At 35.1% G+C, this 22,894-nt stretch carries 13 protein-coding genes, 1 tRNA gene and 1 pseudogene; 8 read left to right on the top strand and 7 right to left on the bottom strand.

Annotation, left to right across the window (positions count from 1 at the left end):
- Positions 1-314 precede the first annotated feature (314 nt).
- Positions 315-413: pseudogene (locus UABHE_RS16580) on the top strand (IS1 family transposase); the annotation flags it as partial.
- Positions 414-475: 62 nt separating this feature from the next.
- On the opposite strand, the gene UABHE_RS16575 reads toward UABHE_RS16580, so the two are convergent.
- The 4 genes from UABHE_RS16575 to UABHE_RS16560 form a co-directional block, all read right to left on the bottom strand.
- Entirely contained in the window at positions 476-3,274 is a 2,799-nt protein-coding gene (locus tag UABHE_RS16575; RefSeq protein WP_372371441.1) for an ankyrin repeat domain-containing protein, read from the bottom strand.
- Between the two features lie 384 nt (positions 3,275-3,658).
- On the bottom strand, positions 3,659-4,795 hold the full coding sequence (locus UABHE_RS16570) for a glycosyltransferase family 4 protein (RefSeq protein ID WP_372371440.1): 1,137 nt from the start codon (positions 4,793-4,795) through the stop codon (positions 3,659-3,661).
- Positions 4,796-9,001, bottom strand: coding sequence for a protein kinase (locus tag UABHE_RS16565; RefSeq protein ID WP_372371439.1), 4,206 nt, complete (start codon positions 8,999-9,001; stop codon positions 4,796-4,798). It abuts the gene before it with no gap.
- A 154-nt stretch (positions 9,002-9,155) separates the two neighbouring features.
- Positions 9,156-12,815 carry an endonuclease/exonuclease/phosphatase family protein gene (locus tag UABHE_RS16560; protein ID WP_372371438.1) on the bottom strand — a complete coding sequence of 1,220 codons (3,660 nt, stop codon included), beginning with the start codon at positions 12,813-12,815 and terminating at the stop codon, positions 9,156-9,158.
- 457 nt (positions 12,816-13,272) lie between these two features.
- On the opposite strand from UABHE_RS16560, the gene UABHE_RS16555 reads away from it, so the two are divergent.
- Together UABHE_RS16555 and UABHE_RS16550 are read left to right on the top strand one after the other, a co-directional pair.
- Positions 13,273-15,240, top strand: a complete 1,968-nt coding sequence (locus UABHE_RS16555) for a shikimate dehydrogenase (protein WP_372371437.1) — start codon at positions 13,273-13,275, stop codon at positions 15,238-15,240.
- 23 nt (positions 15,241-15,263) lie between these two features.
- Positions 15,264-15,641: a hypothetical protein gene (locus UABHE_RS16550; RefSeq protein ID WP_372371436.1), complete on the top strand. Its 378-nt coding sequence runs from the start codon at positions 15,264-15,266 to the stop codon at positions 15,639-15,641.
- Between the two features lie 44 nt (positions 15,642-15,685).
- Here UABHE_RS16550 and UABHE_RS16545 read toward each other — a convergent pair whose 3' ends face one another.
- Complete coding sequence (locus UABHE_RS16545) at positions 15,686-16,054, bottom strand: response regulator transcription factor (protein ID WP_372371435.1); 369 nt, start codon at positions 16,052-16,054, stop codon at positions 15,686-15,688.
- A 341-nt stretch (positions 16,055-16,395) separates the two neighbouring features.
- On the opposite strand from UABHE_RS16545, the gene UABHE_RS16540 reads away from it, so the two are divergent.
- Complete coding sequence (locus UABHE_RS16540; protein ID WP_372371434.1) at positions 16,396-16,896, top strand: hypothetical protein; 501 nt, start codon at positions 16,396-16,398, stop codon at positions 16,894-16,896.
- An 89-nt stretch (positions 16,897-16,985) separates the two neighbouring features.
- Here the strand turns inward: UABHE_RS16540 and UABHE_RS16535 are convergent.
- Positions 16,986-17,060, bottom strand: a tRNA-Ile gene (locus UABHE_RS16535).
- Positions 17,061-17,123: 63 nt separating this feature from the next.
- The gene (locus UABHE_RS16530; protein WP_372371433.1) at positions 17,124-17,537 is read right to left on the bottom strand and encodes an RNA polymerase sigma factor; all 414 of its coding nucleotides are present in this window, start codon (positions 17,535-17,537) and stop codon (positions 17,124-17,126) included.
- Between the two features lie 409 nt (positions 17,538-17,946).
- Here UABHE_RS16530 and UABHE_RS16525 point away from each other — a divergent pair, with 409 nt between their 5' ends.
- Genes UABHE_RS16525 through UABHE_RS16510 form a run of 4 tightly spaced genes read left to right on the top strand, consistent with a single transcriptional unit; the run spans position 17,947 to position 22,890 of the window.
- The gene (locus UABHE_RS16525; protein WP_372371432.1) at positions 17,947-19,803 is read left to right on the top strand and encodes a protein kinase; all 1,857 of its coding nucleotides are present in this window, start codon (positions 17,947-17,949) and stop codon (positions 19,801-19,803) included.
- 14 nt (positions 19,804-19,817) lie between these two features.
- Entirely contained in the window at positions 19,818-21,743 is a 1,926-nt protein-coding gene (locus tag UABHE_RS16520) for a protein kinase (RefSeq protein ID WP_372371431.1), read from the top strand.
- 10 nt (positions 21,744-21,753) lie between these two features.
- Positions 21,754-22,284 (top strand): hypothetical protein, encoded by a 531-nt coding sequence (locus UABHE_RS16515; RefSeq protein WP_372371430.1) that lies wholly within the window; start codon positions 21,754-21,756, stop codon positions 22,282-22,284.
- Between the two features lie 48 nt (positions 22,285-22,332).
- Complete coding sequence (locus UABHE_RS16510) at positions 22,333-22,890, top strand: dual specificity protein phosphatase family protein (RefSeq protein WP_372371429.1); 558 nt, start codon at positions 22,333-22,335, stop codon at positions 22,888-22,890.
- The last annotated feature ends 4 nt before the right edge of the window (positions 22,891-22,894 follow it).

Genomic DNA, 22,894 nt, shown 5'->3' with positions numbered 1-22,894 from the left:
TGGTACTCATACCAAGTTAAGAACATGTAATTTCAAAATCATTCTCAAAACAACTATATACTGAATATGGTAGGATCGTTAGAACCCCTACAACATATTAGCCAATAAAAAAGGCGCGCCAGAAAATTAAAGTTTCTAGCGCGCCTTTTTAGTAAGTGACTTGACAAAGTAGTTACCCACTCAGTGCAGGTCTTTATTTTTATAGCGAGGCGCGACGATGGCGCACAGCCGTAGCTGCGTAACTGAGGAGCAACAAAGCTAGAAAATTAAAGAACAAAATGCCAATGGGTAAATACTTTTGGCAGGTCACTTATCGTCACAAAGCTGTTGGCAAGCATACTGGTAAAACAGCTTACATTGAACGTTTTAATAATACCCTTCGGCAAAGAGTTTCTCGACTCGTCCGTAAAACTCCGTTTCAAAATATTACCAAACAAGTAATAACAAACTTTACGAGGCCACGTTTAATGAAATATTATTTTGCGCCAGCTTTTTTTAAAGTAGAGACTATCTCCTTATATCCTCTGTCTACAGCAAGCATCAAAGCTGTATAGCCATAATAATTTTTTACGTTAACATCAGCTTTAGCATCAATGAGAGCTGAAACTGTCTTCTTCTGCCCTCTGATTACCGCTAACATCAAAGCTGTAAAATGACTTTTCTCTTTTATATTAACATCAGTTTTAGCATTAATAAGAACAGAGACTATATCATGGTGTCCTCCTCCGATAGCAGACATCAAGGCAGTTTCACTACTATAATTTTGAATGTTAACATCGGCTTTAGCAGCAATAAGACGAGATACTATATTTTTATGTCCCTTCATTGCTGCATAAATCAAACTTGTGCAAGTATAATTATCTTTTGCGTTAACATCAGCTTTAGCAGAAATAAGACTAGTTACAATCTCCTCGTGTCCTTCAATTGCAGCAAAAATTAAAGCTGTATGACCGTCATTATCTTTTGCATTAACATCAGCTTTAGCAACGATAAGAGCAGAGACTACATCTCTATGTCCTCTCATTGCTGCTTCTATCAAAGCTGTTCGATTAAATTTATTTTTGCTATTGACATCGACTTTAGCAGCAATGAGAGCAAATACTATTTCTTTGCATCCTCCGATTACAGCCATCATCAAAACATTACTGTCATATTCATCTTTTATGTGAATATCGGCTTTAGCAGCAATAAAAGTAGTTACTATCTCTTCGTATCCTTTATTTGCAGCCAACATTAAGGCTGTCCGACCATTATTGTCCTTTATATGAACATTGGCTTTAGCAACAATGAGAGCAGAGATGATCTCTTTGTATCCTCCCTCTGCAGCCCTTATCAAAGCTGTTTGACCATTATTATCTTTTATATTAATATTCGTTTTAGCAGCAATAAGAGAAGAAACGATTTCCTTGTGTCCTCCCTCCGCAGCTCTTATCAGGGCCGTCTGGCCATTATTATCTTTTACATTAACATTCGTTTTAGCAGCAATAAGAGAAGAAACGATTTCCTTGTGTCCTCTGTTTACAGCTTCTATCAAAGCTGTCTGACCATTATTATCTTTTACGTTAACATCCGCTTTAGCAGCAATGAGAAAAGAAACGACTTCATCATATCCTCCAATTGTAGCCAACATCAAAGCGGTTTGGCTATTATTATCTTTTATGTTAACATCAGCTTTAGCGATAATAAGAGCAGAAACTATATCTTGATGCCCTGCCTCTACAGCTTGTGTCAAAGCAGTTCGATTAAATCTGCTTTTAATATTAACATTGGCTCCAGCAGTAATAAGAGTAGCAACTACCTCTCGATGTCCTATCTCAGCGGCCCACATTAAAGCGGTATGGTCGTAATGATCTTTTACATTAATATCAGCCCCAGCAGTAATGAGAACTGCAACAATCCCCTTGTGTTTTCCGATTGCGGCCTTTATCAAAGCTGTTTGATAATCATAATTTTTTACATTGACATCAGCATTAGCATCAATAAGATTAGATACTATCTCATTGAATCCTCCCTCTGCAGCCTTCATCAAAGCTGTATTGCCATTGTTATCTTTTGTATTAACATCGACTTTAACTGTAATTAGACTAGAGACGATATCCTTGTGCCCTCTAATCGCAGCTTCTATTAAAGCGGTTCGATTAAATCTGCTTTTTGCGTTAATATTAGCTTTAGCGGTAATTAGAGCAGAGACAATTTCTTTGTATCCCCCCTTCGCAGACTTTACCAAAGCTGTTTCACCATTATTATCTTTTGCATTAACGTCGGCTTTAGCGGTAATTAACACAGAGATTATCTCTTGATGTCCTCTCTCTGCGGCTACTATCAAAGCTGTCTCACCATTATTATTTTTTACATTAGTATCGGCTTTAGAAGCAATGAGAGCGGCAACAATCTCTTGATGTCCTCCCTCTACAGCCTTTATTAAAGCTGTCTCACCATTATCATCTTTTACATTAACATTGGCTTTAGAAGCAATGAGAGTAGCAACAATCTCCTTGTGTCCTTTCTCTGCAGCCAACATCAAAGCTGTATAATTATAATTTTTTATGCTAACATCAGCTTTAGCAGCAATGAGAGTGGTAACAATTTCCTTATGTCCTCTTGCTACAGCTAAAATCAAGGCTGTACTATCATATTGATCTTTTACGTTAACATCGGCTTTAGCAGCAATGAGGGTACTAACGATTTCCTGATGCCCTCCTGTTGTAGCCAATATTAAAGCTGTAGCACCATCATAATTTTTTACATTAACATCGGCTTTAGCAGCAATGAGAGTGGTGACAATTTCCTTATGTCCTCGTGCTGCAGCCAACATCAAGGCTGTATAACTATAATTTTTTATGCTAACATCAGCTTTGGCAGCAACGAGAACGGTAACGATATCCTTGTATCCTTTCATTATCGCCCATATTAAAGCTGTTTGGCTACTCTTATTTGTTATATTGATATTGGCTTTAGCAGCAATGAGAGTGGTGACAATTTCCTTGTATCCTCCCTTTGCAGCCTCTATCAAAGCGGTATTGTCATTATTATCTTTGGCATTAACATTGGCTTTAGCAGCAATAAGAACAGAAATTATCTCTTGATGCCCTCTCTCTGCAGCTACTATCAAAGCTGTTTTACTATCAAGTTTGCTTTTTATATCGACATTAACTTTAGCAGCAATAAGGGATTTAATTTTATGTAAATCTCCTTCGCGAGCCGAAGATATTATGTCTCCTCGCGTTGCGACGCACACCATTACCGATAAAAAAATTAACAACAAAAACTTCATAATATTTTTCTTTCCATATAGAGTCAAGATAAAGCAACCAATAGAAGTATCAACGACGTAAGAAATGTCGAGCAAACTGAAACCACTGAATAGCGTCTCCATCTTTTGTTACATGCGCCCATAATACACTTTTATCTACTCAAGTGAAAAATCACATCATTGTAATAGGCAAAAAAACACACCAGTCATAAATCATTGATATAAAAAGACTTTTGTGACCTTCAGCTTGAAGGTCACAAAAAAGTGAGTATTTACAGTACTTACAGACCAAAAAATGGTTTTGAGGCGAAAAACTAAAAGAGGATTTTTCTGTAAGCAACTGATAACAAAAGACTTTTGTGACCTTCAGCTTGAAGGTCACAAAAATACAAGTTTGAGATTTTTTCATTTTAGGGAGGAATACAAATACTCAATATCTTGAATTAAACGTTTATGAGAAAACATTTTTTTGGCTTTTTCATGGGCGTGTCGTCCCATTCTCTTGCGTAATTCCTTATCATTGGCTAAATTTAAAAGATGACAATGAAACGCTTGATTATCATTAGTATCGCAAAGAAAACCACATTCTTCGTCAACAACATCAGCAACACCTCCTACATTTGTTGCCACTACCGGTTTATGATAATACATACCCTCAATAACCACCACCGGAGTTCCTTCGTTTATTGATGTAAGAGCTATAATGTCAAGATCGCTATAAATCTGCGCAGTTTCGGTAACCCACCCTGTAAAAGCCACTGTATCTGTTAGATTGTACTTGCAAACAGTTTGTTCCAAATCTTCGCGCAGTTCCCCGTCGCCAATAATCACAAATTTAATATGTGGATAACTGTGCATAAGTCGCGCTACTTCTAAAAACATTTGGTGGTTTTTTATCGCCGCTAACCGCCCGACAATCCCAACAACAATATCTTGTGAACACCAACCATATTTTTCGCGAAGCCAGCCGCGTTTGCTTTCATCTAAAGGTAAAAAATCAAAACCTAAAGGTATTATTTCATGTTTATTGGATCTTCCAATGCGATACTTATGACAAATGTCTTGTTGTTGTTGTTTACTTATCGTAATAATTCTGGTAGTAAAGCGTGCTAAAAATCGTTCTATTCTTAAAAAGAGCCGCGTTTTTTGAGGCGAAAAATATCCATGAAATACATGACCGTGGAATGTATGAATTATAACAGGAACACCTGCTAAAACAGCAGCTAAACGCCCAATAAATCCAGCCTTTGATTTATGAGTATGAACAATACGTGGTCGTTCACGGCGTAAAATACAGTATATTTTCCATAAAGCAATGAGATCTTTTATTGGGTGGATCTCACGACCTAGTTGCGGAACATAGAAAGGCTTTACACCATATTTCGCTACTGTGTAGCTCATATCTCCTTCTTCTTCGCAAACCAAACCACTGACAAGCATCGTATCGTAACTTTCGCGATCTAACTGCGAGGCTAAAATGGAAACATGAATTGTTGGACCACCAATATTTAATCGATCAATTATACGTATTATTTTTTTCATTTATTTCAACTCTAAAATTTGCAGCCTCTGCTGCGTTTTCTGCATTTCCTCTACGTTATTCATCGCTTTGTAAATATACCATTTCAATTGCTCTCCTTTTAGATGTAAAAAATAATCATTTTGATATTTTTGCAATGCTTCTAACGCCTTTACATATTCTTTTTCATTATAATAAATATCTGCTAGCCAATAGTAATAAGCGGTAAGAGGTTTAATCGCAATTGCTTTTTCTAAAAACTTTCGCGCTTGAGAATAGTCTTGAACAAAATAGTGAATCAAACTTGTATAAAAAAAATAACGTTCGTTATTAGGCATCAATTCTATTGCCTTGTTCATTCGGTAAATTTGCCACTCAAAGAAGTTTTTACGCTCTGAGGCTAGTTGTAAAACAGCACTGTAAACATTTTGAAAGTAACGAGGGTACAATACGTTCCAATCAATAGACTTCTTACGACGTATCAACTTACCAAGAGATGTTTCCCTATGAAAATCACGAACGTAGGCATAAGCTCCATTGAGCTGTAAATTTTTTTTGACAACCATCTTGTGGTACTTGTCTATTAATTTAAGTTTGTTGGTGCGAGAAGCAATGGACATAATAGTAAAGGCGGCAGCATCTTGGATAACATTATTTTTACTATCTAAAAATGGCGCTAATTTAGGTAACATATCAACTGTACCATAGCGACACAAACCAAGTACCGCTCCTAGACGCACTTGTTCTCTTGGATGCTTTAAGTACTTTAATATATAGCGTGCTCCTATTTCTTTTGTTCTACCTATCGTTTTGAGAACAAAAATAGAAAAATGAGGATTACTATTTTCTATGGCATTACTAAGTATAGGAATTAAGCTCAAACTTCGTAGGTTTTTCTCCGATGTCATTTTCGTAACAACAAACAAAGAAGCTTGCAAGTAAGACTCGGTGGTGTTTTGAATAAAATCAGCAATTACAGCAAGGTCACCACGTATACCAATAGCAATAAGCGCTTGTAATTTTACAAAAGAATGAGGGCTCTTCAACAATGGTCTTAAAAAATCAATTACTTTTATATTCGGCAATTTTGAAATACGCAATATCGCAATGCGTTGAACCGTTGGATCAGGATCATCGAGCAACTTAATTAGTAAAGGTAAATATTTTCGTACGGTATATTCCATCAATTCGTTTTCTCTTGGCGCAAAGCTCCAAAAGTAATCACACGCAAAAGCTCTAACAACAGCCATTTTGTGTTTAAAACCTTCGATAAATACTTTTTCTGCCTTTACATAACCTTGGTGCCACAACTTATCAGCAACAACCATACGCACACGTATATCATCATCATCTAAAAAAGATAATAATTCTTGAGAGCTAGTACACAAATACTTCGCTTGTAACATACGTAAAAAAGCGCTATCTCGATAATTTAAATCTTTTGAAAAAGAAACGCTAGCAATATTTTCGCTAACTAAAGCAGCGCTTGTGATTAAAGCGGTGGATTCCGAAGACAATTTACGTAGAGCAAAATTGTGCGTGTCTACTTGACGCATATGTACCAAAATTTTAATAGCAAAAAATCGCAAGATGTTATTTTCTTGTTCGCGCTCAACGATATCTTTCAAAGCTAAAGTATACTTGTTGTATAATTCATATAAAGCGCTAGTATCCCTAATAATATAGTAACGAACCAAAAGTTGTCGCGCATATTTTCTTTGTAATTCATTATATTTGTTTTGCATCTCTTTGTGTAATTTACGCAGCGAAACGTTATAAGGATTGCTCGATACTTTTTCTAAAACAACTTTACTATGATAGAACTTCATTAGTGCCGAGACAGCTATTTGCCGAACTGCAGAGGAGGATTCTTCTGAGAGAATAGAAATAAAATGGTTTAATTGTTGTTCATTAGGTATGGGGGCAAGAGCAATGTTGTTATATTCATCCATACATTTTTGCCCTAATTTTTGATATTCATTATCAAACAGATTCTTCGGTTGATTTTGGTAACGAATCAACAACAAATTAGCAATACGTTTCTCAATCTCATAACGTTTTTCTAAAGAGCGATAATGAAATAAGTTCTCGTACAAATGCGCTAAACTCTCGACACTATTTGATCCCAATTCACTGGCTTTTAGAAAATCTTCGCCACTATCGTCAAAGTTGCCTAGTTTTTCATAACAAATAGCACGAGCAGCATAAAATTTATATTGCCAAGGCTCGCTATTAATACTCTTGCTGTAGTAAATAACTGCTTCTTGGTATTTACTTATCCCCTGGTAACATCTTGCTAAGGTATGATTAATAGTTAGATTTCGATTCTCTTTACCTACTTGCTTCAAATATGAAATTGCTTTCGAAAATTCTCCTTTTTTTGCGAAAGCTAGACCAAGAAATTTTTTTATATCCATAAACTTCTTTTGGTTCTTTAAAGCTTTCTTATATGCAGTAATTGCTAAAGACGTATTGTTTTGCTTGTCGTGTATTCGTCCCAAATAATAAAATATCTCTTCTGATATTTTATCGGGTATATTTTTCAATACACTTAGTTCATCTAAAAACTGCAAGCTTTTGTGAAATTCATTTTGAAAAAAATAAATTTTACTGATTTGCAGCTTTGTTTCTATATTGCGTACAGATTTAATCAACAAAATATTGTAAATGCTCAAAGCTTCATTATATCTCTTCATCAAAAGTAAAGTTTCAGCAATTTCAAAATCAAATTGTTGGTTCTTAGATTTGTATTCGCTGGATAAGGCTTTATAGATAACAAGTGAATCAGAATAAAGCTGCTGTTCTCGCAACCAACGCGCCTTTAGTAGTAAGTAATCTTTATCTCGCTGCAGTCCAATAGCAGTTGATATATCTTTAAATGCTTGAGAGGTGTTTTTTAGAAAGTAATAAGTGCGAGCGCGTTTAGCGTATAATTCTGCGCGCTTAGGGTATTTATTTAATAGTTCTGTCAAACTCATTTTAGCATGATTATATTGATGCTGAGCAATTAATACCTCTACATCTTGTAATTGATGTTGTAACTGCGTTTGAAAAGTATTCCATAAAAAAAATACTGTACTAATAACAACAAGAGAAAACATTGTTATTAGTAAAAAAATAGCATTATTTTTAATTGAGTAATATATTTTTTTTAGTCTGTCGGTTTTTGATTTTTTATAACTTCCCTGTAACGCAAGCCGCAAATCTTTTGCTAACGCTTGCGCATTTTGATAACGAAGGTAGGGCTTCTTTTCTAAACATTTTAAACATACACTGTTAAAAGAAATGGCAAGGTTTGTTTGGTAGTGTAACAGAGGAAGTGGTACTTCACGTAATATTTTTTGATATAACTGCGAGATATTTTTACTAGAGAAAGGTAATTTTTTTGTGAGCATTTGGTATAAAATTACGCCCAAGGAGTAAACATCTGTTCGTAAGTCTATTTTTCTGCCGAGTACTTGTTCAGGAGACATAAAAAACGGCGTGCCTATTACCTCTCCTGTTTTTGTCAGCGCATGACTACTATTATTTAGTTTTGCTAAACCAAAATCAGCAAGAAAAGGATTTCCTTTTGTGTCAATTAGAATATTGGAAGGTTTAATATCGCGATGAATAATCCCTTTTTCATGCGAATAATGTAAAGCTTCTGCAATTTTAATTAACCATTCGATATTCCGCGTTTTGTGCTCAAGAAAGTCGTCTTGTTGCAGTTTATCTGCTAAAGTTGTGCCTTCAACATATTGCATAGAAAAAAAATGCACATTATCAAACGTTCCAATTTCGTATACACGAACAATGTGAGGATGATTTAAAGCTGCTGTTGCTTTTGCTTCACGAAAAAACCGCAATTGTGTTTTTTCACTATCTATAATCACCTTAAGAGCTACAACTCTTTTTATGTCTTTCTGAATAGCCTTGTAAACTATCCCCATGCCACCACGAGCAATTTCTTCTACTAACACATATTTACCAAAATCAGAGTTTTTAACTCCCAATTTTAATTGCAAAGACATATCTGCCTGCAACGTTTTACTTGCATACTGTTTGAAAAAATGAGAAAGTTCGTTAACGGACAATAAATGACTTTGAACGAGAGTATGTCCAAAGTTAATGCCTTGTTCATTGCATTTTTGAAAATAATTAAGCAACACCTGCTCATCAATCAGTTTACGGTTTTGCAAGTAATCATATAACAATCGATTATTTTCAATTTGTTTTTGATTAGACATCAATAACTTCCAATTTCAATCAAGTGTAGGGATTGTCATCAATTAGCGTGAGCATGACCTTAATCATAATTATCAGAGGATTAAGGCCATAATTGCGCAAAAGAATAATCTTTGTGCGATGCCCCACTACTGTTGAATTAAGAAAAAGTAATCTTTACTCTGTGACCTCTACTTCTAAATCTACATACACTAAACGGTGGTCTGAATTTTCTTCAGGTGTGCTTACTAAACGATAATATTTATCTTCTAAAGTAGGCCAAAAAACCTGCCCTCCCTTTACTTTAAAACCTAAAGATGAAGGAATAACATAGTCTACTCTTAATTTCCATCCTGCAGTATGTGCTGGAGAGTATATATTTCCCTGATCATTTTCTTTACCACCTTCACTTTGCGGTACATGATTATGAGTTTTATGACTAGAAATTAATTTGTTAATAGCTGTTTTAATCGCTTCTCGTTCTGTGGGACTTGCATTCAAATCCCCTGCCACAACAAATTGTTTTCCAGAAAACCCTCCCTTTTTCCCCTTATCATCATATATATACGATGATAATTTAGGATTTATATAATCATACCAAAAGCGTATTTCATCATGGTTACGCTTACCATTGCGATCTTCCTCTCCATCAAACACAGGAGGTGTTGGGTGGCTGGCTAAAATATGAATGATTTGTCCATTTACATTAATAGGAACATCACAATGGTTTTTAGAAGACAATCGAAAAACATCCATCTCTTCACTACTATACCAAGGTTTATTTGTTTGAGGATTCTTAGGCAAAAGTGCTTCAGGCATATCTTTCCATAAAAATTTTTGGAAAGTTCTTATCTGATTGTTATCAATAGGATATTTTGAAAGAACAACAAAACTATACTGTCCTGGGTAAGCCCCATAACCAAAAGCGTCATCAGGACCTCCTAAATGCCCATCGTTATTTAAATCGTAGCCCGAATCAATCCCAGTATTTGATTCAGCGATATAGTAGTAAGGATAATCGATTATTTCCGAACCATTGTGCGAGACTTGTAAGTAATTTTTTTTAAAATGTTCAACTGCTGAACCATCAGCAACATAATCAAATTCATTTATCAAAAGAATGTCTGCTTTTACACGTTGAATCGTTTCAGCAATATTTTTAATCTGCGGATCGTAAGATGCTTGCAAATCTTTACTAAGCTGATTCTTTGTATTGCGATATAAAGACGCATTAAATGTTGCTACACGCAGATCATCTTTACTCTTTGGAGATACAGATGATTGTTGAGGAATTACTGTCTTAGGCGAAAACTTGTGCTTTTCACCATCGCGAACTTCGATATTTGTAATACACCATCTTGCAGCATTTCCTCCTGTTGTTCCAGAAGTATAGTGAAAAGCGATACGAATCTTACTATCATTAAACTCTGCTAAATCCACAGAACAAGTCGTCCACTTACGCGAATCTTCGCCAGGTAAATTTACAGCTAAATTCTTCCATATAGAGTCCTGAGGTTTTTTATCATTGTAATTACAAGTTTTCTCGATTTGAAGTTTGCCACCAGCATACTTTGTGTATATATCGAAAGTAATCTTTGGAGATTTATATTTGCGCAAATCAATTTCCGGAGAAACTAACCAGTCGTTGCTATCGGCATCTGCACCATATCCAGAAATAAGAGCACAAAGACGATCAGCTTTTAGTTTCGCTTCCCAATTTGCATTGCTAGCAGCGCTTATTGAATTAAATTGTCCTAGTCCTTTAGTAAAATTTTCTTGTAAAATAACATTTGCAGGGGTTTTGTAGGTAGCGACTTTTATATAATTAGGATTAGAAACACCGTTACCACTAATAGCAAATATGCGATACTGATATGAAGTATTTCCTGCAAGCGCTCGATCTTGGTAATTTTTTATATAAATGCGTTGCTTAATAACTTTCCAAATCCCATTTTCTTTTCTTCTCTCAAGCTGAAAATAATTTGCTGAACCTTCCCAACTTAAATTTGTTTCTTTATCAGACAGAACATTTGCAGAAAAACTTCCTGGCATTTGCGGTGGATTCAAATCTTTTAACGTCACTATCGAACTTAGATCAATATTCCAGTTGGCGTTAGGCTCTCCATACTGGACGAGCATAGCGCTTAAACAATTTTCACCTGGCTGCAACGTACTAACTGGCAAAGGAATATCAATCGTATTAATATCTTCTACTTGCCTTAAAGCAGTAACAGGATCCTCTTCTGTGGTGTTATAACGAGCAATTTCCTTACCGTTACAAAATATAACAACCCCATCGCTACATTGTGTTCTTAAGTTTAAACGTAAAGTACGAAGTTTTTCATGAGACACTGTAAATTTTTTGCGTAAAAAGAGAACTTTCTTTTGTGGAACAGTATCTGTGGTCATCGTTTGCCAATTTTGGTCATCAAAATTTAGCTGTTGCCAACCCTCAAGTACTTCTTGTTGTGCTAAATATTTCCATTCATCACCAAAATGAATATAAGTATTGTGATCTATATTTTGTGCCGTAAAAGGTAATTCCAAAGTTTTACCACTAAGAGGGTTCCACAGGGTTAATCCTTCAGGTATAATCAGTGGATTTTTGTTCTGTTGTTCTTGTGTCAAGCTCTTTACTTCACTACCATCATAGTGAATACCACGTTCGACCTCTTCTAACTGACCAAATCTAACAGTACGAATTTTTATTGTTTTTGGAGTAACATGAAGTAATTTATACTGCCAAAAAGAATCGCTAGCTAAAGTCCAAGGTTTATCATCGTCTGTAGATCTCGTAGGCGCTCCCCAACTTCCTTCGCCAATAAATACCGTTCCTTTTTTGTCGTCGCGTGCAAAGCTTTCAAAACCTTTTATTGAAGGTCGTAAAGGATAAGTATACTTAACCATATGAGTATCACATTCTACAGCAACGTTAACGCCATATTTATAAAAACTTTCAGCCCAAGCCGTTATACGACCTAACCCTTCTGATTTAGCGCTTGTATGTGGACGAAGAGGACGATGATAGTTCACAATTTTCCATTTTGCCTTATCATGGTTGTTTTTCAAATCTTCTACAAACCACTCATTTTGCTCTTTCCACTTTCGATCATCCTGATCCTTAAATGCTCCATAGCCAACGCCAGGCTCTAGCTCAGTATTTAGAGTGTATAGGCGAAGTAAATCACCAGCAATATTACATGAGAAATAAGCATCTTTGTTTGGAATATCAAAAAGATTATATATCATGTCGCGATCGTCATTCTCATGATTACCGTGAGCAGGAATAATGGGATACATTCGTCCGTCTTCGCTCTTCGTGAGTTGCCATTCATCAAGCCACATTTGCCATTCTTCAGCAGTTCCATCATTCAAATAATCTCCACCGTGGGCAATGAAAAGTGGGCGTATTTTTGCGATCAGCTTGTTACCATTTATACGTGGTTCCTTATTGGTACGCGAATCTCCTCCTGCAATAAATGTAAAAGGTTGCGGAGTATTAGGAGCCGTTTGAAACCACATTATACTACTTTCACTATCGTTGTCTTTTATGCGAAAGTAATAAGGAGTATTAGGCTGTAAATTTTTAAGACGTACAAATTTATTACTCATACCGCGATATTTTATTTCGCGATCGACGTTTTGCTTTAGCCAATCTGATGGATCTTTTTTTTGTCCGTAATAAACGGTAGCTGTGTCTCCGCTAATTTGGTTCCAGGCGATTGTCATTGTTGTTGCTGGATCGCCGCTCCATACTAGGCGGTATTTTTCTGTTCCCGCGCTAAGACTAACAACACCTAACAAAGCAAGAGATATATATCTAAGTATCTTCATCATAAATTCCTGTAGAATATCTAAGTGGTGGCAAAGTGTGCCTTAATAATTGTCATCTGAGTGAGTTACAAAAGTTTTGTAACTCACTTAACGTACCAGTTTCAACTATCATAGCATAATCTTCATTATTGTAAATAGTCCAGCATTTTTAAATTGAACAAAGGACTTGTAATAAGTTTTAGAGAGACAAAACTTTTGAGGCATACAACTTGCCTTTGAATATCGTAGCGGTATCAAGTGTTCGACTAGAGTAAGGACAACTTGCTTCCCAGGTTGTTCTTACTCTAGAACTCAAATTCTACTGCGCACCTTAAAATTTTTCACCGCTCTTTTAAATATTTAAATATTTGAAATTTGATTGTTATATAAAATACTGTTACAATTTTGAGCTACAGGTTCTTTGTAGGTGAGTTAATTAAAACTCGCCTACACATACAATTTCAGAAAGGAAAAATGATCCATGATGATAAAAGAATTGTTTTCTCAAGGTATTATAAAAGTAGCTTCACAGCCAAAAGACAACGCACTTGACATCGATAACTTGGGAGGCAAACGCGTTCTTCTTTTACCTATAGATCACGACTATCCAGGTGGTTCTGCATCTATGCACAATGCTGTATTTTCCAAATTCGATTTACCTTTTCGAAGTAGCTTTGTCGTTGCTGACCCAGCAAATGCGGAATCAATAGTCAAAGCATTTCGCGAAGACCCATTGTATGTCGGTGGTGGTATGGGTTCTGGTTTCAAAGATAAAGTGGCTCCTTTTTTAGATGAACTAGACGAATCTGCTAAGGCAATTGGCAGTGTCAATGTTGTTGCGAAAAGAGATGGTAAACTTATAGGTTACAACACTGACGGCGTTGGTTTTGTAAATGGTTTACTCAACGAATATCCAGACTGTATCTCAGAAAAAAAAGTGGTTATTCTTGGGGCAGGTGGTACAGCACTACCTATCGCTTACGAAATTTCTCAACACAGTTCTACCGAAATCGTAGATACAGGAGAAGTTGTTATCCTTAACCGTACAGTTGCTAAAGCGGAAAAAATTGCAAAACTTATCGCGCGTTATGCTAATTCGCGTGCAGGTGGTGAAGATGTTATTGGTAAAGAACTGCAAGATGCAGATGTAGTTATCAATACCTCTAATAAAGGTGCACAACCTAACGAAATGTATTCTGCCTATGCTCCTATGACCAAAAACCCAGAACAAGACATGCAGGTAGGTTTAGCAAATATCGGACGATTGCCTCAAAGTGCTATAGTCGCAGACATTCTACTTGAAAATGATACATTAACTCTAAAAATGGCTCGCGACCATGGTAATCGTACTCACAGTGGACGTCATATGAACTTATATCAAGCAATACCAGCAATCAAAATAATGACCGGTATTGATACACCTGATAAAGATATAGAAAACATCATGCGTGATGCTCTCTACGGCCCGAAAGAATCTGCTAAAGGGGCCATTGATCAGTTATTCGATAATAAAACCGTAAAAATAGCTGAACAACCAAAAAACAACGCCCTAGATATCAACAATTGTGAAGGGCAAAACTTACTACTAATTCCTATAGATCATGATTATCCAGGTGGTTCTGCAGCAATGCACAATGCTGTTTTTGAACATCACAATTTACCATATCGTACAAGCTTTGTTGTTGGAGACCCTGCAAACGCAGAAACTGTGATGTCTGCTTTTCGCGAAGATCCGCGTTATGTTGGCGGTGGTGTTGGTTCAGGTTTCAAAGACAAAGTCGCGCCTTTTCTGGATGGCCTAGATGATTCAGCCAAGGTTATTGGAAGTGTTAACGTTGTTGCAAAAGAAGATGGAAAACTAATTGGCTATAATACCGATGGTATTGGTTTTGCTAACGGGCTACTCGCTGAATATCCTGGTTCCATTGAAGGTAAGAAGATAGTTATTCTTGGAGCAGGTGGTACAGCTTTACCAATAGCGTATGAGTTAGCGAAAAAGAAACCTAGTGTACTTGTCATTTGTAACCGTACTGTTGCAAAAGCTCAAAACATAGCTAACCTAATAGGTAGATATTGTGCTGCTTACGGTGCAGGAGAACAAGAAATAGGCAAAGAATTCAAAGATGCTGATCTTGTTATCAATACATCTAACAAAGGTGCGCAACCAAATGAAAAGTACTCTGCATTTGGGCCGATGACCGGCGACCCTGAAAAAGATATGGAAGTTAGCTTAAGCAACTTAGGGAACCTTCCAACCACAGCAATAATTGCTGATATTCTCCTAGAAGATGAAACTCTAAGTTTAAAAATGGCAAAAGAGCACGGTAATCGAGTACATAATGGCCAACATATGAACTTGTATCAAGCAGTCCCAGCCTTCAAAATTATGACAAAGCTGGACAAAGCGGATGAGGAATTAGAAAGGATAATGAGATCAGCGTTGCAATAAAACTTAATCTTCCGCGCGATGAAATGGCTTTTCGTAAACAATATGAGAATTTAGTTCTCAAAAGAGAACTTACTACTATTTTTCGTCCAGGAAATAGAGTTTTTCCTAATTGGCGAGGCTATAAGCAAGGAGAAGTTGTTACATTGCGTGTCATTGAAAAAGTAGGAGATGATACAAAACAAATACCACCTACTTTCAATAATATTAAACTAAAAATCAAGATTTCAGACATTCAAGTGCAAAATATCGAAAAACTTACCGAAAATGATTTTGTAGGTAGTTCAGAAGATGTACAAGATGTTTTAAGCCTAAAAAAACACCTTGGCCATATATATAGCAAACCAATATCCTACTATAACGAGCAATTAGTAACTAAAATAAAAATTACTTACTTAGAATAGTACTCTATTTCTCACCAAAACAGAGTTTCTTAAGAAACTCTGTTTTATCCAGGGAGTGCTCGCCCTAAAAATTGGTCTATTTGATTATTAAAATTATCATCAAAATTTTTCAAAATACAATCATCAAACCCAAGTTCAAGAGCTTCATTCTTGTCTTCTTCAGTCATAGAAGCGGTAATAGCAACCACAAACATGTCCATTTTTTTTTCGCGAAGAGTTTTAATAGTTTTATATCCACTCATCACAGGCATATGCAAGTCCATCAAAATCAAATCGAATTGATTCTTTTCAACAAGAGACAATGCTATTTCACCATTGCTCGCTTCGTGAACCATATGACCTTTTTCTTTCAAAAGAATTTTGAGTACCATTCTAATAACACTCTCATCCTCAACCACTAATATTTTTTTCATTGTATTGCCATAAAGATATGCTCTGCAAATAACAGATGCTCTCCTTGTCCTTCCCAAGAATAATTGTTTTGCTCAACAAGTGCTATTCGCAATTATACAAGCTGCTCACACCTTATGCGAGTTCAAAATACAAAGCCTTTGGCCTGTAGAACAGGTAAATTTGGTTTATTTTGTACTATGATCTATCTTCAATGTTATAATTGAGAAATAAAATATCGCAATTCTAAATTAAGGAAATGCTTATGTATAAAAGAAATCAAGGAATTACTTTGATCGGTGTGATTGTACTTATACTGATTACGATGATAGCTGGAGCAATGTTTCTTCCTGCACTTAGCTGAGTGAGTGAAAAGGCAAAGCAGTCAAAATGCAAAGCCAACCTTAGCCAGTTTGGTAAAGGATATACAATTTACTTATTAGATATTGGTAAACAAGTTCAGTATCCCGAAAAAAGTGGACAGGGATTTATTCTTTCCTTGTACAATAGCAAGATACTAATAGAACCTGAGGTTTACATTTGTCCATCAGCGGAAGAACATCATCTATCCCTCGAAGAAATAAAAGAAGAATTTACTAGTTACCCCGATAAAGGTGATGCTAACGGACCTGTGAGTTATGCCGGACGTAAAAATGCAAATCAAAACGTTTACCCAGGTATTTTCAACCTACTTGAAGATGTAACAACTACACCAATTGCTTCTGATGACATTGGTGAATCACACAATCATGAGAATGGAACGGTGATCAATTTTTTATTCTTGGATGGTCATGTAGATCACGATCGTGAAAATTTAAATTTTCATGGTGATTTGAAAAAACAGTTGGACGTACTAGCTAATTAAAAATTAAGTAAACTAGAATACCTTTATGACAGTTACAAGGTGAGAAACCTCGTAACTGTCATAAAATGAAGTACAAATTTTATATCAAATGGAGCCTGTAGGACTTGAACCTACGACCTTTCGCTTATGAGGCAATTGCTCTAACCAGACTGAGCTAAGGCTCCTAAATTTAGGCAAAGAAATTTATATTATCGAAGTGAATTTATATCATTTTTTGCCCAAAAATTTTATTTTTGAAGTTTTTCTCTGAGACGATGCAAACGAGAGTCTACAGTACCTAATGCAACTCCTAGGATTTTTGCTACTTCTTTGCGCTCATATCCATCTACAAACAAAGAAACCATCTGTTTTTCTTTACAAGACAGTTTTTGTAAAAAATCTGTTTGTTGTTCTTGTTGTTTATCTTGACAGATAAACATATCAATATATTCCTCATAACTTTTAAAGCGAATACGTTTTTTACGAAAAAAATCAATGCATTTATGCTTTGCAATTGCCCACACTACAGCATGAGAACGAATAGCACTTCTCTTCAACCACACATCAGTAAAAATATCTTGTATAATTTCTTCCGCGTCGTGCTTGTCTCTGATCTTTCGATAGACATAACTACGCACATATTTCAAATATGTGTTGTACATTTTGGTAAATTCAACGCGATCACCTCTTTGAATCTTGACAATATTTAAGTTATCCCCACCATGTATATTCTCCTTTTTGGTTTAGTAACTGTATTCACCTCTTACGACGAAAATTATCCCGAAAAACTTCCATAAAAATAAAAAAAATCTTAAGACGTGTCTTAGTAATATCCATAAAATCAAAGTATCACATCAATTGAAGAGCGCAATAATTGATGACAGACTCTAATAAGCCCATCAATCTTTAGATTTTGTTCGCCGTTGTCATCAATTATTGAAGATGTTATAATTTCTATATTGCTGTAAATTTAAATATAGAGGTAAATATTAGATGTGCTCAGACACGTCGATACAAAAGTTACATTTGTAAAAAAATAATATCTGAGTATTGGAATAAGAAAGATGTAATATGACGGACGATGAATGGTTAATAAAACAAGTTATTAAACATCGCTTGTTGGATAGTGAGCAACTTAAAAAAGTAAAACATATAAATAAACAAACACTGCAAAGTTATGAAAAAATCATTACTGATTTGGGACTTCTAAAACGAACACAATTACTAATGATTAAAAATAGTCCATTGCAACATTATTCCTCCACAGCTAGCTTTCAACAGCAAAAAATAGTAAAGCTAGGGCGTTATGATTTAGAACAAAGGTGGCCTTCTGATCACTTTCGTCATCTTTTTCTCGCATTTGATCCTGTTAAAGACGAACAAGTAATGATCCATCTTTGGCAGGGAATATATGCAAATAACCAATCTTTTATCAAAAAATTTCAAGAAAACGCACAATTAGCAAAAGCATTAAGTCATCCAGGAATTGTCAAAGCAAAAGAATTTGCAGTCCATCAAAATCAAACATTTTATACTACAGACTACATTAGCGGTTTATCAATTGCTGAGACCTTAAAAGAAAAGCAGCGAATTTCACCTCGTAAAACCATACGACTTATGCGCAATACTGCTGAGATTATACAACATATCCACAAGGAAGGTATTCTTCATGGTGGTGTGAATCCTGACAACATCGTTCTTGGCGAAAACGATAAAGTGCATTTAAAAGATTTTGTTTTACATAAAAGTTTGTACGAAATGAAAATTAAATTAGATCAAATTCCTATGGCAATGGTTATCTATAAATCTCCAGAGCAGATCAAAAATAAGCAAATCGATCGTTCTAGTGATATCTACAGTTGGGGAGCAACTCTTTACACTATGTTAACTGGACAAGCCCCTTTTTCTGGAAAAACTTTTGCAAATCTTTTCGAAGAAATTCCTCGGCGTACACCAATAACTCCCCATTCTATTAATGCAAGTATTCCGATAGCGATTGAAAAAATATGCATGAAGTGTTTAGAAAAAGAAAAAGAACAACGCTATACATCGTTCGACGAAATCCTAAAAGATATAGAGCTATTTTTAACGCGAAATCCTTCTGAAAAAAAATCAGTTCCTTGGAAATCGGTAATAACTGTAGCTGTTAGTTTTATATTATCAGTGATCATTTTTATCTATATATATGTAAAGAATATTGAGTTACGTTACGAAATACAAAAACCCTACCGACAACAACAAGCGACAAAAGAGAAATTTCAAAATAAAAAACAACAAAAAAATGCACAATTTTTCAGATCACAAAAAAAGACACAAGAAACTATTGCTAAAGAAAGTGAAAACTGGGAGAAAAAAATATCGCAAGAGAAAATAGAACATTGGAAAAACTACAAAAGTATCAAGAAGACAAGTGATGATAGCTCTGAGCTAGATACGAATTACATCAAAAAAGTTATTTTAAAAGCAATATTAAAAATATCCCCCAACGAAAAAAAAGCCACACAAGAACTGCAAAAGACAATATATAAAACACTTCCTATGAAGATAAAAGCTGTTTATTATTTTCGAAATCACTATTATGCTGCGATCGAAAATGGAGAATCTTGGACAAAAGCAAGATATACATGTAAAGAAAAAATGGGTGGTCAGCTTGTTGTTTTAGAAACGGAGAAAGAGTTTGACTTTATTTCTTTGTTTTTGTACGAACTGAGTTGGGAAGCTTGCTGGATTGGTTTAGAAAGAGCTCCCTTTAACAAAAGACGCTGGGTATGGATAAACAAAAAAGAAATGAGTTATCTTCGGTGGAACAAAAGTGAACCTAATAACCATGGTGGAAATGAAAACGGAGTTGAAATAGTAAAATTTCGCTGGCTAAATGATAAAGAAAAATCAGCTTCTAAGCATTATATTTGCGAATGGTCATTTTAGAATAGGTATGGAAAATGAAAGAAAATGAGTGGCTTATAGTGCAATTAGTTTCACAAAATTTAATTAGTCCTGAACAACTAAAAAAAGTCCAACAAATAAAAAAAACAACTGGACGTAGCTATGAAAGTATTATTCTTGAATTAGGTTTCATAAAAAATGAGCAGTTACTTGACATAAAAAATACAAAGCGAAATAGTAATGACCCCAACAAAAAAAACAAATTTGATCGCTACACCATAGAAAAAAAGCTAGGAGAAGGACAATTTGGTACTGTGTTTTTGGCATTTGACAATGAATGGGATCGCCAAGTTGCAATCAAAATACTAAAATCGGGACGCGACGATGATGAAACTTCAGAAAAACGCTTTAAAAGAGAAGCCCAAGCAATAAGTCAATTGGATCACCCTGGAGTTGTAAAAGTCTACGAGCGAGGAAAGTATCAAAACCAAAGTTTTTATACCATGACCTACATTGAAGGAAAATCTCTTGCTGACATTTTAAAAGAAGAGAAGCGTATGCCATCACGTAAGGCCGCCCGCTTAATTCGCGGCGTTGCTGAAGTAATCCAGCATGCTCATGGATGTAATGTTCTCCACCGTGATATCAAACCTGAAAATATAATGATCGATGAACAAAATAGAGTATATTTAACAGATTTTGGATTAGCAAAAAGTACTAGAGGGTCAAAATTATCACAAACAGGTTTAATTATTGGAACTCCTGCGTACATGTCTCCAGAACAAGCACGTGGAAAAAAAATTGATAAAAGAAGTGATGTTTATGGTTTAGGAGCAACATTGTATGAACTTCTTACGGGTCAAGTACCTTTTGCAGGCAATAATCCCACAAAAATTTTAATTGATATTATGCGCAAAACGCCGATTGCTCCTCATTTAATTAACCCAACTATTCCAAGAGAAATTGAAAGAATTTGCTTAAAATCCTTAGAGAAAGACAGAGATAAACGTTACTCTTCTGTTGAAAAAATGATAGAAGAAATTAATTTATTCTTGGAAGGCAAAAGTAGTAAACAGCCATTTTCGTGGAGACAACTTTCTTGGATTGGTTTAGTTGCCGTTATAGCATTTGTTGTTTTGGTATGGCAGAATTTACATTTGCGATACAAATTAGCACAGCAAAATAATCCAAAATGGCAAGAAGAATGGCAACAAAAGCAACAAATACTAAAGCAAACACAGCAAAAAGAACTATTTGAGCTTCAAGTAGAATTAGATAAAAAGTTGGAACACATAATGCTACCTCTTAAAATAATGCGCAAAGAAAGAAAACAAGAAGAAAATATAGTGGTAAATAAATTGTGGAAAGACTATAGATCATCAAATCCTAAAAGTTTAAATATGACAATTCTAAAATTAATTGCCCAGGAAAGATGGAAAAAAAAACAATTGCCCTTAAATAGATATTATTTAGAGCTACAAAAAAATCCTTTGGAGAGAATAAGTATTTTCGCTGCGCACTACTTCAACAATTCTTACTACGCTTTTTATATAGAAAAAGGAATAAACGGAAAAAAAGCAGGAAAAGTAACATGGAAAGAAGCCAAGAAAAAATGTGAAGAAATAGGAGGACATTTGATTACTCTTGAAACAATAAAAGAGCATGATAATGTAACGAAGTTTATAAAGGCTCTCCCACAATGGGAATCTTTTTGGATAGGACTATATGAAGACAACATGAAAGAGGTTGAAAAAGACGGACAAAAAACCAAAATTGGTAAGTGGTTTTGGTTAACAGACACAACTAAACCAACGACTTACACAAAATGGAATATAAAAAACAAAGAGCCGAACAATACTAAAAATAAAGAAGACTATGCTGAAATGCTTAATGGTACATTGCTATGGAATGATTTACTACTACATGATAAGAGAGTTTATATTTGCGAGTGGGACTTAAAATTACAGAAAAAATTTGATTAGGAAGAACGAAATGCAACCAAAAAAATATGCGGGAATTGGTAGTCGTAATACTCCTAATGAGATTTTGAAAGTCATGAAGCGGTTAGGAACACACTATGCAAATAATAAATACTTACTCCGATCTGGTAATTGCCAAGGGGCAGACCAAGCCTTTCAACACGGTGTAAATATAGTTGAGCCACATCTTATAGAGCTATTTTTACCCAATAAAAACTACAACAAAAAAAAACAAGTCAAAGGCAATAGAATTGTTTACGATCAAAAGCACTTTAAAGAAGCATTAGTAATCGCAAGTCAAATTCATTTGCGATGGAGCAATCTTAGTAAAATGGGGAAAATTTTCCATGGCCGTAGTGTCCAAATGATACTTGGGTACGACCTGCAAACGCCTTCAGATTTTGTAATCTGCTGGACTCATGAAGCAAAAGAAGTTGGTGGAACAGCCATAGGTATTATATTAGCAAAAGAAAAAAATATTCCTGTCTTAAATCTGGCAAATAAAGAACATCTCAATGAATGTTTGCGTACTATTAATGTCTAGTAATAAAGATAAAGTACACAAAAACCAAAGTACTGTTAGGGAGATTACATGAACCAAGGAGATTCTTTTTGTATTGCCGATGTATTTGATGCTGTTTCTATGATCGATAAGCGACCAAATTATTATAGAGTTGTTTCCATAAGCAGTGCATATATTATGAGAATACCGCACGCTGATAAAATTTCACAATCAAAAGAAATTTTGCGACTTCAATTTGATGATGCTACGGCTGAACTATGCAAGAAAATAGATATAAAGTTTAAATTAGCTACAAAAAATGATTGCCAAAACGCTCTAGAATTTTTACAAAAAGGTGGTCCTATTTTAATTCACTGCGATGCAGGAGTAAGTCGTTCGACTGCTGTTGGCTTAGGATATTTATTATCAAATCGAAGTTGCTATATGTCTGCTGTTGACGAACTTCTACAGGTACGTCCTTGCGCATCACCAAACCGGCATGTATTAAAAATAATGTGCCAAATATTAAATATGGAAAATGATTTTGATTCTATCCTTAAATACATTTCCAAAATAAAAAACAAATCATTACCCACCACTAATCAAGTAAAAAGTCAAAAAAAGCTAAAACTATATTTTTCAAAATAACTTT

The organism is Candidatus Uabimicrobium helgolandensis, from assembly GCF_041508025.1.
Classification (GTDB): Bacteria; Planctomycetota; Uabimicrobiia; order Uabimicrobiales; family Uabimicrobiaceae; genus Uabimicrobium; species Uabimicrobium helgolandensis.
This window is presented reverse-complemented; position numbering and strand designations above follow the sequence as displayed.